This window comes from Arthrobacter sp. cf158 (assembly GCF_900106835.1).
Taxonomy (GTDB): Bacteria; Actinomycetota; Actinomycetes; order Actinomycetales; family Micrococcaceae; genus Arthrobacter.
In genome coordinates this window covers 15,171-32,084 of the sequence record NZ_FNNR01000002.1, presented here as the reverse complement: position 1 = coordinate 32,084, position 16,914 = coordinate 15,171, and the positions used below count along the sequence as shown (strand labels likewise).

Below are 16,914 nucleotides of genomic sequence, written 5' to 3'. Positions count from 1 at the left end.
ACATTATCGGATTCTGTCCTGAGTCCGCTCCGCTTGCATATCGTCGGGATCCCCACCGGGAGCCGGGGCGTGGCCGCTTGTTGCCGGCCTGCGGTTCAAACGCCACACAGCCAGCACTATCAGTGCCACAGCCACGAGGGCCAGCATGGCGAAGGCGTAGGAGCGCAGCGCCCACATGACGCTTAATGCGACACCGGCAGCGCCCCACCAGACGATCACCCGTTCGGCCACCAGCACGCCCAGGATAAGGAGCACCACGTGCGCCACCAGGACATAAAGATGTTGCGGGGATGTACCGCCCACAATGATTCCCAAGGACGATAGTGACAGGGCGCCAGCAGCAATGCAGAGCCTGAGGAGACCATCGGTCCGCTGTTTCCTTATGTAGCGCAGTCCTGCTAGAACAACACCGGTAACGACATACCACTGTGCGGCCCAGAACCAATCCGGCCTGGCCCCGTCCACAAACAGCAGCGCGCGTTGCAAGGCAGCGACGGCGACCAAGCCCGCCAGCTCTGCGGCCAACCACTTGCTGTGGGGAGCCTCAACAACCACCAGCACGCCTGTAGCCACCACCAGGACGAATCCCAGCATGGACGTTTCATCACGTAGAACCCCGGCTGCGGCTGACACCGCAAGTCCGGCCGCCGACGCCGCAAGCAACGCGTTCCGCCGCCACACCTCGCCGGCGATTGCCTCCCTCCCCAGTAGCTTTGCGGAATAGAGGAACACAAAAGTACCAACGCCTCCCACCAGCCAGGGCGCGTAGTTGCCCCAGACACTCGGCGCCATACCCTCCAGCAAGCCGTCGCCAACGGGTATGGCACCCAGCAGCACGGACGGTGCCGCAGCAGCGTAAAGGGCGGGCATCTGCTCCAGGTGCGAGGCAACGAAGAGCACCACGGCCAACACGAGCAAGGACAACCCTGCGAGGGAGACGGACACTCCCACCGCCAGCAGGCCGCCGGCGAAAACGAAGAATAGCGCGGACACCAGCCAGAACCAGCGATCCGTACTGTGCACAACGCCAGCGAGACCGGCCCGCGCGGTTTTCCGGAACACGATCCGGAAAGCCACCATCGCGGCGCCCAATGCGAGCAAGACAACCGGCACCTGCGCCTTGGCCAGCAACGGTTGGTGGAGCCATGTCTCAGCAGGGAAGGCGAAGGCCGGGCCACACGCAAACGCAATCGCTGCTGCCGCTGCAACGCCAAGATATTGGGATCCCCGCGCACTCATGAAGCGCCACGTCAACGCAGCTGCGGCCGGGACGAGGGCCAACTGCAAGATCACCAGCCAACGGCCACCGCCGTCGTAATTTCCTTCGAGCAGGTAGACCAGCGGCAACAGGAGCTGTGCACCCAGTGCAGCCCATGCCGTTGGCCGCTGAAAGGCGACATCGACGGCACGCTTGCGCAGGAACAGCGTTATGGCATGCTGCCCCATGAGGACCACGGCCAGCGCTATGTGCACGGCCGCCGATGAGTCTGTCAGGTCTGCGACGGTCACCACGATGAAACCGGCGGCCAGAACCCGCAGGCCCATCAAGTATCCGCCCCGGACCAGGCGGGTACGGGCGGCGCCCATCATGAAAGCGCAGTACGCCGCGAAGACACCCAGCAGAATTTCAATGTCCGTTACGTGTGCAAGGCGTAAGGGCAGCAGAAGCACCAACGCGGCCGGCGCAAACAGCCAGGCACCACGCTGAGCCCGCATTATCACACCACAGAGAACCGCCGCAATCGCCGCTGCCACAGCACTCGCACCCGGCTGCCATCCAACCCGCTCCATGCCCTCCCCCAAATACGCGCCGAAAGTCAGGACCACAGCCCCCACCAGCATCACAGCGAGCACTGTTCCGGCGTCGACCGTTGAAGCACGGGGGAACCGGCGCCTGCTGACTGCCAGCAACGGAATGCAGAGTTGTGCGGCTGCCACTGTTATCACCAAAAGCGGAATCGATGGCATCTCGCCGGCAACGCGAAAGGTCCAGCCGGACGTCATCGCGTCGGCGTAGGCTGATCCTGCCAACAGCGTTCCGGCTGCCCGGGAGAGCCACCAATAGCCCTGACGATGGAGTGGAGCCGCGAGACGCAACGCGGACGCGGCACAGTAGGCAACGGCCACCAGAAGCACCACATTGCCCAAAGCCCGGGACACGCTGGCTGCGGCTACCAGGCCTGTTATCAGCATCGTGACCGGGGCAAGGACCTCACTCATGGTCGGCCGCCATACATCGGCAACCGGTGCCCGCAGCAGGGTGGCCGGAAATATCAACAAGCCGGAGGCTACCCCGGCCGACAGAACCAGAAGCAGTGACGCAGCAACCACTGGTCGTCCTGCGGCGTCGTCCAATGCCGGCAGGACCATCAGCCCTGCCAGCGCAGCGCCACCAAACCCGGCCAGCGACGCTTGCGGGGCGAGCAGCAGGACTCCCCCGCGGACCAAAATTGCGTTCACTGCCTGCTGTGCGCCCGCCGCTGCCACGAATGCCGCCAGGGTTAGGGCGGCCCTGTCCGGGTGGCCCTCCAATGCACCTGCAACCATGGCCGGTACAGCGAGTGTTACGGCAAGCCGCCCTGCGAAGATCAACTGTAGGCGGTAGTCCGCCGGCCTAACGGCCGCGCGGAGGAACCAATACAGCCCGGCAGAGGCGAGCAGCAGGGAAACAGGCCATGCTCCAAGGAAACCGATGAAGGGGATGCCCACCACGGCCACAGCGCCCGGCGCGAACTCTGTGCCGTGGCCGAGCTTCCAGCCAAGGACCATGGCGGTCAGCATCGCTACGGACAATGGCAGGTAGTCCTGGATGTCGAACCGGCCCACGCCGAGGAGCACTGTGAGGATGGCAGCTATGACCAACTGCAAGCCCAAGCAGGACACAGCGTCATTCCACCAAGTGCGCGGGGCCAGCTTCTCGGCCGCGAAGGCTACTCCCAGGGATTGAACGCCCAAGCAGATGATGGCTGCGAGCATCACGGTGCTGACATCGGCTGAAATGTCCCAGATCAGGCCAAGCAACGCCAGGGTAAGCGCTGCACGCGCTGAGTAGTAGTGCCGGAGCCTGTATCTGGACCTCGGTACCAAGACCATGACGGCGAAATAGGTACCGCACATCAGCATGACCAAGGCGTATTCCCCCTTGGACAAGAGGTGCGGCGTTAAGGAGACAGCCAGTGCTACGAATGGAACAACGAAGGGGTGCAGCAGCATCAGCGGCCGGACGTAGAGGGGCGGCAACCAACGGGGACGGAGAAGTGATGCCACCGTCATCAGGATGGCGACGCCGATCAGGGAGGTGAAGTACCAGACCAATGCGCCACCGAGGATGGACACCCCGGACCACGCCGTGGACACCACGAAGCTCAGGGACAGGAACGCCAGGACCTTGTTATCCAGCCGAACGGCGGTGTAAGCGTAGGCGATAGTACCGAGCAGCGACGTCACCAGCCATGCAGCGGGACCGTTGTGCAGCACGAAGTTGTACATCGCCAGACCGGTGACGGGGACGAGGGCAAGCCCCGTTCCGACAAAGGCAATCGCCGCTGGGCGCAAGCGCGGCACCTTGGCGTGGATGATCAATCCTGAGGTATAGAACAACGCCGTGATGAACCAAATGCCCGCGAACCGGAAGAGCTCCGGCAGGCTTGTTCCCACAAACAGAGCCCCTGCGGCCACCAGCAAGAGACTGGCGACGTAGAGGGTGATGTTGATGTTCTGCTGATCGCGTTTGGCTTTGCGGGCTGCGGCTTCTGCAGGGTTCTCCCTCTGAACGGGAGGCTGCTGAACGCGCAGGGGCGGCTGCCGGACAGGGCCGGCCGCTGGTGGTGCGACGGCTAATGGTGGTGCGAAGACTGGTAGTGGTGCTACGGCAGGTGGTGGCGTACTGTGCGGCGCCGGAAGCCGCATCGGCGACTGGATGTAGGCCGGACGCGACAGCGTACTTGCCGGCGGTGCGGACGTAGCGGGCGCCGTTTGTGGGCCTGCCCGGAAATGCTTCGCCTCAGCATCCCGCCACCCTGCCACATGTCCGGCGAGATAACCCTCGCGATATCCACCCGCCTCTGGCCCCACAGCACGTGACACCCGGGCAGCCGCCTTGCGCCCCCGCGTCACACCGACGGCATAGCTGACCACAATGGCAATGATCAGCAACATCATCACTACGAATGCATTCACGGGAGCTCCTTGGCTTCGTCGGACACAGCCCAATGCGGGCTTTATCCATTCGATAGATAAATAATAGCAAAGAAGAGCCCCACCGCCGAAGCGGTGGGGCTCTCTTTGCGTAACTACCGGCTGGGCCGGAAGGTCACTGACCTACAAGTAGAAACTACTTGATGATGCTGGTGACACGTCCCGAACCAACGGTGCGGCCGCCTTCGCGGATAGCGAAGCCGAGGCCCTCTTCCATAGCGATCGGCTGGATGAGCGCAACGGTCATCTCAGTGTTGTCGCCAGGCATAACCATTTCCGTGCCTTCCGGCAGGGTGATAACGCCGGTTACGTCCGTGGTACGGAAGTAGAACTGCGGACGGTAGTTGGAGTAGAACGGGTTGTGACGTCCGCCTTCGTCCTTGGAAAGGATGTAGACGTTAGCCTCGAAGTCGGTGTGCGGGGTGATGGAACCCGGCTTGACGACAACCTGGCCACGCTCGACATCGTCGCGCTTGAGACCGCGGAGCAGGAGGCCACAGTTCTCGCCGGCCCATGCTTCGTCGAGCTGCTTGTGGAACATCTCGATACCGGTAACCGTGGTCTTCTGGATCGGGCGGATGCCAACGATCTCAACCTCGGAGTTGATGGCGAGGGTTCCACGCTCGGCGCGGCCCGTAACAACGGTGCCACGGCCGGTGATCGTGAAGACGTCTTCGATCGGCATCAGGAACGGCTTGTCGCGGTCACGTACGGGGTCCGGAACGGACTCGTCGACAGCTGCCATCAGGTCCTGGACGGACTTGACCCAAACCGGGTCGCCTTCCAGAGCCTTCAGACCGGAAACGCGAACAACCGGAGCCTCATCGCCATCGAAGCCCTGCGAGCTCAGGAGCTCACGAACTTCCATTTCGACGAGGTCGAGGAGTTCTTCGTCATCAACCATGTCGGACTTGTTCAGTGCGACCAGCAGGTAGGGAACACCAACCTGGCGGGCGAGCAGAACGTGCTCACGGGTCTGAGCCATCGGACCATCGGTTGCAGCAACCACGAGGATTGCGCCGTCCATCTGGGCAGCACCGGTGATCATGTTCTTGATGTAGTCAGCGTGACCCGGGGCGTCTACGTGTGCGTAGTGGCGCTTCTCGGTCTGGTACTCCACGTGGGAGATGTTGATGGTAATACCGCGCTGGCGCTCTTCCGGAGCAGAGTCGATCGACGCGAAGTCGCGCTGCTCGTTGAGATCCGGGTACTGGTCGTACAGCACCTTGGAAATGGCGGCAGTCAGCGTCGTCTTACCGTGGTCAACGTGACCAATGGTGCCGATGTTGACGTGCGGCTTAGTCCGCTCGAACTTTGCCTTTGCCACAGGTTCCTCCTAGAACGATTTCAAGTGAAGTGCTCCTCGGCCGCGCTTTTCGCGGCAGAAACTTTAGCAAGTCTACTTGGGGGCTTGGTTTTGGTGAAATTGCAGATTCAGGAACCAATGATAGTTCCTCGAGCCTGTTTGCGCAGGGGCCGGGCCGCGGCTCTCGCCGCAGCCCCACCTCATACGCTCAGATGCCTTCCCGATACCGGAATTGCATCCGTTACCGGGAGATTACTCGCCGCGGGTTTTCTGGATGATCTCGTCGGCAACTGCCTTCGGGACCTCGGCGTAGCTGTTGAACGTCATGGAGTACACAGCACGGCCCTGGGTCTTGGACCGCAGGTCGCCGATGTAACCGAACATGCCGGACAGCGGAACGTGTGCACGGATAACCTTCACACCTGCTGCGTCTTCCATGGACTGCATCTGGCCACGACGGGCGTTCAGGTCACCAATAACATCACCCATGTATTCCTCGGGTGTGCGGACCTCAACATCCATCAGCGGTTCAAGCAGAACAGGGTTCGCCTTGCGTGCAGCTTCCTTGAAAGCCATACGGCCGGCGATCTTGAACGCCATTTCCGAAGAGTCAACATCGTGGGACGCGCCGTCAATCAGCGTGGCCTTGATGCCGACAACCGGGTAACCGGCCAGGACGCCGTCGTTCAGTGCATCCTGGATACCAGCGTCAACGGACGGGATGTATTCGCGCGGAACGCGGCCACCAGTGACCTTGTTCTCGAACGCGTACAGCTCGCCGGAAGCGGTGTCCATGGGCTCGATCGCGATCTGGATCTTTGCGAACTGACCCGAACCACCGGTCTGCTTCTTGTGCGTGTAGTCAAGGCGCTCGACGGCGCGCTTGATGGTTTCGCGGTAAGCAACCTGCGGCTTGCCAACGTTTGCCTCGACCTTGAATTCGCGGCGCATGCGGTCCACCAGGATGTCCAGGTGGAGCTCGCCCATGCCGGCGATGATGGTCTGGCCCGTGTCTTCGTTGAGGGAGACCTGGAAGGTCGGGTCCTCAGCGGAGAGCTTCTGGATGGCCGTGGAGAGCTTCTCCTGGTCACCCTTGGTGTTGGGCTCGATCGCAACAGAGATCACGGGCTCCGGGAAGCTCATGGACTCGAGGACGATCTGGTTGTTGGCATCACACAGGGTGTCGCCCGTGGTGGTGTCCTTCAGACCGATGGCTGCGTAGATGTGGCCGGCGGTAGCGCCCTCAACAGGCATTTCCTTGTTGGCGTGCATCTGGAACAGCTTGCCGATACGTTCCTTCTTGCCCTTGGTGGAGTTGACCACCTGGGCGCCTGCCTCAACGTGACCGGAGTACACGCGGACGAAGGTCAGCTGTCCGAAGAACGGGTGCGCAGCAATCTTGAAGGCGAGGGCCGAGAACGGCTCGTCGGCAGACGGCTTGCGGGTGAGTTCCTTCTCTTCGTCGCGGGGATCGTGACCGATCATCGGCGGGACGTCGAGCGGGTTCGGCAGGAAGTCAACAACAGCGTCAAGCATCGGCTGGACACCGCGGTTCTTGAAGGCAGAACCACAGAAGACCGGGTAGAGCTCAGAGTTGATGGTCATCTTGCGGATGCCGGCTTTGATCTCTTCGAGGGTGAGTTCTTCACCTTCGAGGTACTTCTCCATGAGCTCTTCGGAAGCCTCGGCCACAGTCTCAACGAGCTGTGCACGGTACTCTTCGGCCTTGGCCTGGAGGTCCGCCGGGATTTCCTGCACTTCGTAGGAAGCGCCCATGGTGACGTCACCCTTTGCGTCGCCAGGCCAAACCAGGGCGCGCATTTCGAGGAGGTCTACAACACCGATGAAGTCGTTCTCGGCGCCGATGGGGAGCTGCATAACCAACGGCTTGGCACCAAGGCGGGAGATGATGGTGTCTACGGTGAAGTAGAAGTCAGCACCCAGCTTGTCCATCTTGTTGACGAAGCAGATACGCGGAACGTTGTACTTGTCAGCCTGGCGCCAAACAGTCTCGGACTGCGGCTCCACGCCTTCCTTGCCGTCGAACACTGCAACTGCACCGTCGAGGACGCGCAGGGAGCGCTCAACCTCAACCGTGAAGTCAACGTGGCCCGGGGTGTCAATGATGTTGATCTGGTTCTTGTCCCAGAAGCAAGTCACGGCGGCAGACGTGATGGTAATGCCGCGTTCCTTTTCCTGTTCCATCCAGTCAGTCGTCGAAGCACCGTCGTGCGTCTCGCCGATCTTGTGGTTCACACCCGTGTAGAACAGGATGCGCTCGGTAGTGGTGGTCTTGCCGGCATCGATGTGGGCCATGATGCCGATGTTGCGGACCTTATTAAGGTCGGTAAGCACGTCCTGTGCCACGGGGTCTCCCTTTCGGATGGACTACACGTTCGCCGCCGGCTCAGTGAGCCGGCGGCGTCCGGAAAGTTTTTACCAGCGGTAGTGTGCGAAGGCCTTGTTGGACTCGGCCATCTTGTGGGTGTCTTCGCGACGCTTCACAGCGGCACCAAGACCATTGGAGGCATCCAGGATTTCGTTCTGGAGGCGCTCGGTCATGGTCTTCTCCCGGCGGGCCTTGGAGTAGCCCACGAGCCAACGCAGAGCGAGGGCGGTGGAGCGGCCCGGCTTGACCTCAACCGGAACCTGGTAGGTGGCGCCACCAACACGGCGTGAACGCACCTCGAGGGAAGGCTTGACGTTGTCCATGGCCTTCTTGAGAGCGGCAACGGGGTCGCCGCCGGACTTGGCACGTGCACCTTCGAGTGCACCGTAAACGATGCGCTCTGCGGTGGACTTCTTGCCGTCAACAAGAACCTTGTTGATCAGCTGAGTGACCAACGGGGAGCCGTAAACGGGATCGGAAACTAGCGGCCGCTTCGGGGCCGGACCCTTGCGAGGCATATTACTTCTTCTCCATCTTTGCGCCGTAACGGCTGCGGGCCTGCTTGCGGTTCTTTACACCCTGGGTGTCAAGTGCGCCGCGGACGATCTTGTAGCGGACACCCGGAAGGTCCTTCACACGACCACCACGAACGAGCACGATGGAGTGCTCCTGGAGGTTGTGGCCAACACCGGGGATGTAAGCGGTAACTTCCACGCCACCGTTGAGGCGCACACGTGCCACCTTACGAAGAGCCGAGTTCGGCTTCTTGGGGGTGGTGGTGTAAACGCGGGTGCAAACACCGCGGCGCATCGGGCTGCCCTTCAGCGCGGGAGCCTTGGTCTTGGAGACCTTCGGCGTGCGGCCCTTGCGGACCAGCTGGTTAATCGTAGGCACTTTCGTGTTCTCCGTTGTTTGATCTCTGCTCCCACACACAGGCGCCAGCCGGTGTAAACGTGGGAACTTTGGCGTTGCTCGTGCAGCCGGCCGAAACTCCGGTAGGCGTGCAAAAGTGCGGCATTCGTTGCGCATGTTGCCCGCAACCCGGAAACAGGCTCCACCCAGCACCATGAGAACAAAACCAAAATGATGCTGCGGCGGCCTTCATCCACTGCCACACAGAACAATTACCAAAAGTCTAGCACGGCTTGATCTGGCGCCTTAATCGGGTGTATGGAGGCCGACGGCGCCCGTTGGCTCCCGCCGTCGGCCGCCGCTCCCCCGGGTCGCCTCACCAGACGGCGTTAACGGGTCAGGCCCCGCACTCGAAAGTGCGGGGCCTGACCGTCAAAGCTCTGACTGCCGCTTTTAGCGGAAGTCGTTGCCGAGATCGTAGTCATCCAACGGGATGGCGTGGAACTCAGGAGCGCCGTCGCCACCCAGTGCGTCATAGGAGAAGTCGGTGAAAGCGCTGGGGCCCGTGAACAGGCTTGCCTTTGCTTCTTCCGTCGGCTCCACAGTGACCTCTGTGTAGCGGGGCAGACCCGTACCAGCCGGGATGAGCTTACCGATGATGACGTTTTCCTTGAGGCCGAGCAGAGGATCGCTCTTGCCTTCCATGGCCGCCTGCGTCAGGACGCGGGTGGTTTCCTGGAAGGAAGCTGCCGACAACCAGGACTCGGTAGCCAAGGAAGCCTTGGTGATACCCATGAGTTCCGGACGACCCGAAGCCGGGGACTTGCCCTCGGATACGACGCGGCGGTTCTCGTCCTCGAAGCGGGCGCGCTCTGCAAGCTCACCGGGGAGCAGATCGGAGTCGCCGGATTCGATGACGGTCACGCGGCGGAGCATCTGGCGGACGATAACCTCGACGTGCTTGTCGTGGATACCAATACCCTGGCTGCGGTAAACGCCCTGAACCTCGTCCACAAGGAACTTCTGTGCGGCACGGGGGCCCATGATGCGCAGAACCTGCTTCGGGTCCACCGGACCGTTGATCAGCTTCTGGCCGACGCTGACGTGATCGCCATCTTCAATGAGGAGACGTGAACGGCGCAGCACGGGGTAGGCAATCTCTTCGGAACCATCGTCCGGAGTGATGACCAGGCGCATCTGACGCTCGGACTCTTCGATGGTGATGCGGCCGGCTGCTTCAGCAATCGGTGCGACACCCTTCGGAGTACGGGCTTCGAAGAGCTCCTGGATACGGGGCAGACCCTGGGTGATGTCGTCGCCACCACCAGCGGAAACAGCACCACCGGTGTGGAACGTACGCATGGTCAGCTGGGTACCGGGCTCACCGATGGACTGTGCGGCGATGATGCCCACGGCCTCGCCGATGTCCACGGTCTTGCCCGTAGCCAACGAACGGCCGTAGCACAGCGCACAGGTGCCCACCTTGGACTCACAGGTGAGTACGGAGCGGACCTTGACCTCAGTGATGCCTGCAGCCAGCAGCTGGTCGATGACGACGTCGCCGCAGTCGGTGCCGCCGGCAGCCAGGACGTTGCCCTGGGCATCGACGACGTCGACAGCCAGCGTACGTGCGTAGGCGCTGTTCTCGACGTTTTCGTCCAGAACCAGTTCACCGTTGGAATCCGGTACAGCGATCGGGGTCAGCAGACCACGCTCAGTGCCACAGTCTTCTTCGCGAACGATGACGTCCTGCGAAACGTCCACCAGACGACGGGTCAGGTAACCCGAGTTGGCGGTACGCAGAGCGGTATCGGCCAGACCCTTACGGGCACCGTGCGTGGCGATGAAGTATTCCAGAACCGACAGGCCCTCACGGTAGGAGGACTTGATCGGGCGAGGAATGATCTCACCCTTCGGGTTGGCCACAAGACCACGGATACCCGCGATCTGGCGGACCTGCATCCAGTTACCACGTGCACCGGAGGACACCATGCGGTTGATGGTGTTCATCGGGGACAGGCTGTCGCGCATCGCCTGGGCGATTTCGTTGGTTGCCTTGTTCCAGATCTCGATCAGTTCCTGGCGACGCTCGTCGTCGTCGATCAGGCCCTTGTCGTACTGGCCCTGGATCTTGGCAGCCATGGCCTCGTAACCGGCGAGGATACCCGGCTTGGAAGCCGGAACCTCGATGTCCGAGATAGCAACCGTGACACCCGAACGGGTGGCCCAGTAGAAACCGGCATCCTTCAGGTTATCCAGCGTTGCGGCCGTCACAACCTTCGGGTAGCGCTCAGCGAGGTCGTTGACGATCCGGGACAGTTCGCCCTTGTCGGCAACAGCCTCAACCCACGGGTAATCCTCGGGCAGCGTCTGGTTGAAGATGACCTGGCCCAGGGAGGTCTGGACGAGAGCCGGCTGACCGGGCTCCCAACCTTCCGGAGCTTCCCAACCGGCGTACGGCACGAAGTCGTCCAGGCGGATCTTGACCTGGGAGTTCAGGTGCAGGTCACGGGCGTCGTACGCCATGATCGCTTCCGAAACCGAGGAGAAGATACGGCCTTCGCCGGCAGAGCCGACGCGCTTGGTGGTCAGGTGGTACAGGCCGATGATCATGTCCTGCGAAGGCAGGGTCACCGGACGGCCATCGGACGGCTTCAGGATGTTGTTCGAGGACAGCATCAGAATGCGGGCTTCGGCCTGGGCTTCCGGGCTCAGCGGCAGGTGGACTGCCATCTGGTCGCCGTCGAAGTCAGCGTTGAAGGCGCCACAAACCAACGGGTGAAGCTGGATTGCCTTGCCTTCCACAAGCTGCGGTTCGAAGGCCTGGATGCCAAGGCGGTGCAGGGTAGGTGCACGGTTGAGCAGCACCGGGTGTTCGGTGATGATCTCTTCCAGCACGTCCCAAACCTGCGGACGGTAACGCTCAACCATGCGCTTTGCCGACTTGATGTTCTGGGCGTGGTTGAGGTCAACCAGGCGCTTCATCACGAACGGCTTGAAGAGCTCCAGGGCCATCTGCTTGGGCAGACCACACTGGTGCAGCTTCAGCTGCGGGCCGACGACGATGACCGAACGGCCGGAGTAGTCAACACGCTTGCCGAGGAGGTTCTGGCGGAAACGACCCTGCTTGCCCTTGAGCATGTCGCTCAGGGACTTCAGCGGACGGTTGCCCGGACCCGTGACGGGACGGCCACGACGGCCGTTGTCGAAGAGGCTGTCAACAGCTTCCTGAAGCATGCGCTTCTCGTTGTTGACGATGATCTCCGGAGCACCGAGGTCAAGCAGTCGCTTGAGTCGGTTGTTGCGGTTGATCACACGACGGTAGAGGTCGTTGAGGTCGGAGGTCGCGAAGCGGCCACCATCCAACTGGACCATCGGGCGCAGTTCCGGCGGGATCACCGGGACGGCGTCCAGAACCATGCCGAGGGGGCTGTTGTTGGTGGTCAGGAACGCGTTGACAACCTTCAGTCGCTTCAGGGCACGCGTCTTACGCTGGCCCTTGCCGTTCTGGATGGTGTCGCGCAGTGACTCGGCCTCTGCCTGCATGTCGAAGGTCTCAAGACGCTTCTTGATGGCTTCGGCACCCATGGAGCCTTCGAAGTACAGGCCGTAGCGGTCCCGCAGTTCGCGGTAAAGGCCTTCGTCGCCTTCAAGGTCAGCGACCTTGAGGTTCTTGAAGCGGTCCCAAACCTGCTCAAGGCGCTCGATGTCGGCGTCGGCACGCTTGCGGACATTCGCCATCTGGCGGTCAGCAGAGTCGCGGGCCTTCTTCTTGTCGGCAGCCTTGGCGCCTTCGCCTTCAAGACGTGCAAGCTCGTCTTCAAGGTCGCGGGCGATCGTGGCGATGTCGCTGTCGCGGTTGTCCACCATCTGCTTCTTCTCGAGGTCATGCTCAACCTGGAGGTTCGGCAGTTCTGCGTGACGGCTTTCGGTGTCGACGCTGGTGATCATGTAGGCAGCGAAGTAAATGACCTTCTCAAGGTCCTTCGGTGCCAGGTCCAGAAGGTAGCCCAAGCGCGAGGGAACGCCCTTGAAGTACCAGATGTGGGTTACAGGCGCAGCCAGCTCAATGTGGCCCATGCGCTCACGGCGCACCTTGGCGCGGGTGACTTCAACGCCACAACGCTCGCAGATGATGCCCTTGAAGCGGACGCGCTTGTACTTGCCGCAGTAGCATTCCCAGTCGCGGGACGGGCCGAAGATCTTCTCGCAGAAGAGGCCGTCCTTCTCGGGCTTGAGCGTGCGGTAGTTGATGGTTTCCGGCTTCTTGACCTCACCGTAAGACCATCCGCGGATGTCTTCCGCGGTGGCGAGGCCGATCTGCATGAGGCCGAAGGAGGATTCGCTGGACATATGGTCCCTGTTCTCTCTTGTTCTCTAAATTCTGAAGTCTTGGTTACGGGAAGAGGGAGCTGTTCCGGCGGGCAGACGTTAAGACTGTCCGCCGGAACGGCTGCTAGACCTCTTCTACGGAACTGGGCTCTGCACGAGACAGATCGATGCCCAGTTCTTCCGCAGCCGTGAAGACTGCGTCATCAGAGTCGCGCATTTCGATCGTGGTTCCGTCGGTGGAAAGGACTTCCACGTTCAGGCACAACGACTGCATTTCCTTGATCAAGACCTTGAAGGACTCGGGAACGCCAGGCTCAGGGATGTTCTCGCCCTTGACGATGGCTTCGTAGACCTTCACACGACCATGGATGTCATCCGACTTGATCGTGAGGAGTTCCTGAAGGGTGTAAGCGGCACCGTAAGCTTCGAGCGCCCACACTTCCATTTCACCGAAGCGCTGGCCACCGAACTGAGCCTTACCACCCAGCGGCTGCTGCGTGATCATGGAGTACGGGCCGGTGGAGCGTGCGTGGATCTTGTCGTCCACCAAGTGGTGGAGCTTCAGGATGTACATGTAACCGACAGAGATCGGGTCCGGGAACGGCTCGCCGGAGCGGCCGTCGAACAGACGGGTCTTGCCGGAGGAGTCGATCAGGCGATCGCCATCGCGGGTCACGTTGGTGGAGTCAAGCAGGCCCGTGATTTCTTCTTCGCGGGCGCCATCGAACACCGGGGTGGCAACGGTGGTCTGGCCGGTTTCACGGGGCAGGTTGGGCAGGTTCTTGACCCACTCAGGCTCGCCTTCGATCTTCCAACCGGTCTTGGCAACCCAACCGAGGTGGGTTTCCAGAACCTGGCCAACGTTCATTCGACCCGGAACACCCAGCGGGTTCAGGACGATGTCCACCGGGGTACCGTCTGCAAGGAAGGGCATGTCCTCGATCGGAAGGATCTTGGAGATAACACCCTTGTTGCCGTGACGGCCGGCGAGCTTGTCGCCGTCGGTGATCTTGCGCTTGGCTGCAACGTAGACGCGGACCAGCTGGTTCACGCCCGGGGGCAGTTCGTCGTCGTTGTCGCGATCGAAGACGCGAACGCCGATGACCGTACCGGACTCGCCGTGGGGCACCTTCAAGGAGGTGTCGCGGACTTCACGGGACTTCTCACCGAAGATCGCGCGGAGAAGGCGCTCTTCCGGAGTCAGTTCGGTCTCGCCCTTCGGGGTGACCTTACCGACCAGGATGTCGCCTGCTTCAACCTCGGCACCGATGTGGATGATGCCGCGCTCGTCCAGGCCTGCCAGGACTTCCTCGGACACGTTGGGGATGTCACGCGTGATTTCCTCGGCACCAAGCTTGGTGTCGCGGGCATCAATTTCGTGCTCCTCGATGTGGATGGAGGAAAGAACATCCTCAGCAACGATGCGCTGGGACAGGATGATGGCGTCCTCGAAGTTGTGGCCTTCCCATGACATGAATGCCACGAGCAGGTTCTTACCGAGGGCGAGTTCACCCTGGTCCGTTGCGGGACCGTCGGCAATGATGCCGCCAACTTCCAAGCGCTGGCCTTCGTTGACCAGGACGCGGTGGTTGTAGCAGTTGCCCTGGTTGGAACGGGCAAACTTGTTGATGCGGTAGTTGGTCTCGGTACCGTCGTCGTTGATCATCACAACGAGCTCGGCGGAAACCTCGGTCACCACACCTGCCTTCTTCGCGATGACAACGTCACCGGCGTCGACGGCTGCTGCGCGCTCCATGCCGGTGCCCACGAAAGGAGCCTCGGAACGGACCAGCGGCACGGCCTGGCGCTGCATGTTGGCACCCATGAGTGCACGGTTAGCATCGTCATGCTCAAGGAACGGAATCAGGGCTGTTGCCACGGACACCATCTGGCGCGGGGAAACGTCCATGAACTGAACGTCTGCAGCGGGAACCAGAACGGGCTCGCCTCCACCACCACGGGCACGGACAAGGACGGTCTCTTCAGAGAACTTCTTGTCAGCATCCAGCGGAGCGTTGGCCTGTGCGATCAGGACCTCGGCTTCGTCGTCGGCCGTCAGGTACTGGACTTCGTCGGAAACAACGCCTTCGGAAACCAGTCGGTACGGCGTCTCGATGAAGCCGAACGGGTTGATGCGGCCGTAAGAAGCCAGCGAACCGATCAGACCAATGTTCGGGCCTTCAGGAGTTTCGATGGGGCACATACGTCCGTAGTGGGACGGGTGAACGTCTCGAACTTCCATGCCTGCACGGTCACGGGACAGACCACCCGGGCCAAGTGCCGACAGACGGCGCTTGTGGGTAAGACCCGAGAGCGGGTTGTTCTGGTCCATGAACTGCGACAGCTGGGACGTTCCGAAGAACTCCTTGATGGCTGCAACAACGGGACGGATGTTGATCAGCGTCTGCGGCGTGATGGCCTCGACGTCCTGCGTGGTCATGCGTTCGCGAACGACGCGTTCCATGCGGGAAAGACCGGTGCGGACCTGGTTCTCGATCAGTTCGCCCACGGCGCGGATACGACGGTTGCCGAAGTGGTCGATGTCGTCCACGTCAACGCGGAGCTCGTGGTCTTCGCCATCGCGCTTGCCCATGAGGGTCTTCTCGCCGGCGTGAAGCGCGACGAGGAACTTGATCATGGCAACGATGTCTTCAACGTGCAGGACCGATGCTTCCTTGTCACCAAGGGAGCGGTCGATGCCGAGCTTGCGGTTGATCTTGTAACGGCCAACCTTGGCAAGATCGTAGCGCTTGGCGTTGAAGTACAGGTTGTCCAGCAGGGACTGGGCAGCCTCGACTGTGGGCGGCTCGCCCGGACGCAGCTTGCGGTAGATGTCCAGAAGCGCGTCTTCGCGGGTTTCGGTGGCGTCCTTCTCCAGCGTTGCACGCATGGAGTCGTACTGGCCGAACTCTTCCAGGATCTGGCCTTCGGTCCAGCCGAGGGCCTTCAGGAGAACCGTGACCGACTGCTTGCGCTTGCGGTCGAGGCGAACGCCGACCTGGTCGCGCTTGTCGATTTCGAGTTCAAACCATGCACCACGGGACGGGATGATCTTCGCAGTGAAGATGTCCTTGTCACTGGTCTTGTCTGCGGTGCGCTCAAAGTAGGCGCCCGGCGAACGGACCAGCTGGGAGACCACGACACGCTCAGTGCCGTTGACGACGAACGTCCCCTTTTCAGTCATCAGGGGGAAGTCGCCCATGAACACGGTCTGCTGCTTGATTTCGCCCGTATTGTTGTTCATGAACTCGGCCTTGACATACAGCGGTGCCGAGTAGGTGGCGTCACGGTCTTTACATTCGGCCATGGTGTACTTCGGGTCAGCGAACTCCGGCTCGGAGAAGCTCAGGGACATGGTGCCCTGGAAGTCCTCGATAGGGGAGATCTCTTCGAAGATGTCGGCAAGTCCGGAGGTGGTGGCGACGCTGAGGTCGCCCTCCTCGACAGCCTTCGCTACCCGCGCCTGCCAGCGTTCGTTTCCGACCAGCCAGTCAAAGCTGTCCGTCTGCAGGGCGAGAAGATTCGGAACATCCAAGGGTTCGTGAATCTTTGCGAATGAGAGGCGGCGGGTGGCACCATCGGTGCTTGCCGTGTTAGCGGTTTCGTTATTAGAGGTGCTCGAGGCGACCAAGAGGGATCCTTCCACAGACCTTCAGGCGTTTTCAGATCTCCCCCGTTTGCATCCTGCAGAGTGCTCTGCAGCATACTTATTCCGGTTCCGCTATATGACCCGGACCCAGCCTGCTCATGGTTGTGCACGTTGTAGGAACGGCACGTCAATGACGCAGCTGAGAGGTAAAGCCCACCGCTATATGAAGGCTGAAGGTTAACAGGGAAG

Annotated in this window: 7 protein-coding genes; all 7 read right to left on the bottom strand. The window is 61.4% G+C overall.

The genetic code is table 11. The features are described 5' to 3' along the window. Positions 1 to 3 precede the first annotated feature (3 nt). Complete coding sequence (locus BLW08_RS03030) at positions 4 to 4,179, bottom strand: hypothetical protein (protein WP_091323335.1); 4,176 nt, start codon at positions 4,177 to 4,179, stop codon at positions 4 to 6. A 154-nt stretch (positions 4,180 to 4,333) separates the two neighbouring features. Then, on the bottom strand, positions 4,334 to 5,524 hold the full coding sequence (gene tuf / locus BLW08_RS03025) for an elongation factor Tu (RefSeq protein ID WP_011775598.1): 1,191 nt from the start codon (positions 5,522 to 5,524) through the stop codon (positions 4,334 to 4,336). A gap of 231 nt (positions 5,525 to 5,755) precedes the next feature. Then, entirely contained in the window at positions 5,756 to 7,870 is a 2,115-nt protein-coding gene (gene fusA / locus BLW08_RS03020; RefSeq protein WP_011775599.1) for an elongation factor G, read from the bottom strand. 69 nt (positions 7,871 to 7,939) lie between these two features. Next, entirely contained in the window at positions 7,940 to 8,410 is a 471-nt protein-coding gene (gene rpsG, locus BLW08_RS03015; protein WP_003803829.1) for a 30S ribosomal protein S7, read from the bottom strand. A 1-nt stretch (position 8,411) separates the two neighbouring features. Then, the gene (rpsL, locus tag BLW08_RS03010; protein ID WP_009358312.1) at positions 8,412 to 8,786 is read right to left on the bottom strand and encodes a 30S ribosomal protein S12; all 375 of its coding nucleotides are present in this window, start codon (positions 8,784 to 8,786) and stop codon (positions 8,412 to 8,414) included. A 411-nt stretch (positions 8,787 to 9,197) separates the two neighbouring features. After that, a complete protein-coding gene (locus BLW08_RS03005; protein WP_090817755.1) occupies positions 9,198 to 13,097 on the bottom strand; it encodes a DNA-directed RNA polymerase subunit beta' in 3,900 nt (1,299 codons plus the stop codon). A gap of 103 nt (positions 13,098 to 13,200) precedes the next feature. Next, positions 13,201 to 16,707, bottom strand: coding sequence for a DNA-directed RNA polymerase subunit beta (gene rpoB / locus BLW08_RS03000; RefSeq protein WP_043471397.1), 3,507 nt, complete (start codon positions 16,705 to 16,707; stop codon positions 13,201 to 13,203). Between the last annotated feature and the right edge of the window lie 207 nt (positions 16,708 to 16,914).

Coding starts and splice junctions, on each gene's coding strand:
- rpsG (WP_003803829.1), bottom strand. CDS start 8,410: ATGCCTCGCAAGGGTCCGGCCCCGAAGCGGCCGCTAGTTTCCGATCCC.
- BLW08_RS03005 (WP_090817755.1), bottom strand. CDS start 13,097: ATGTCCAGCGAATCCTCCTTCGGCCTCATGCAGATCGGCCTCGCCACC.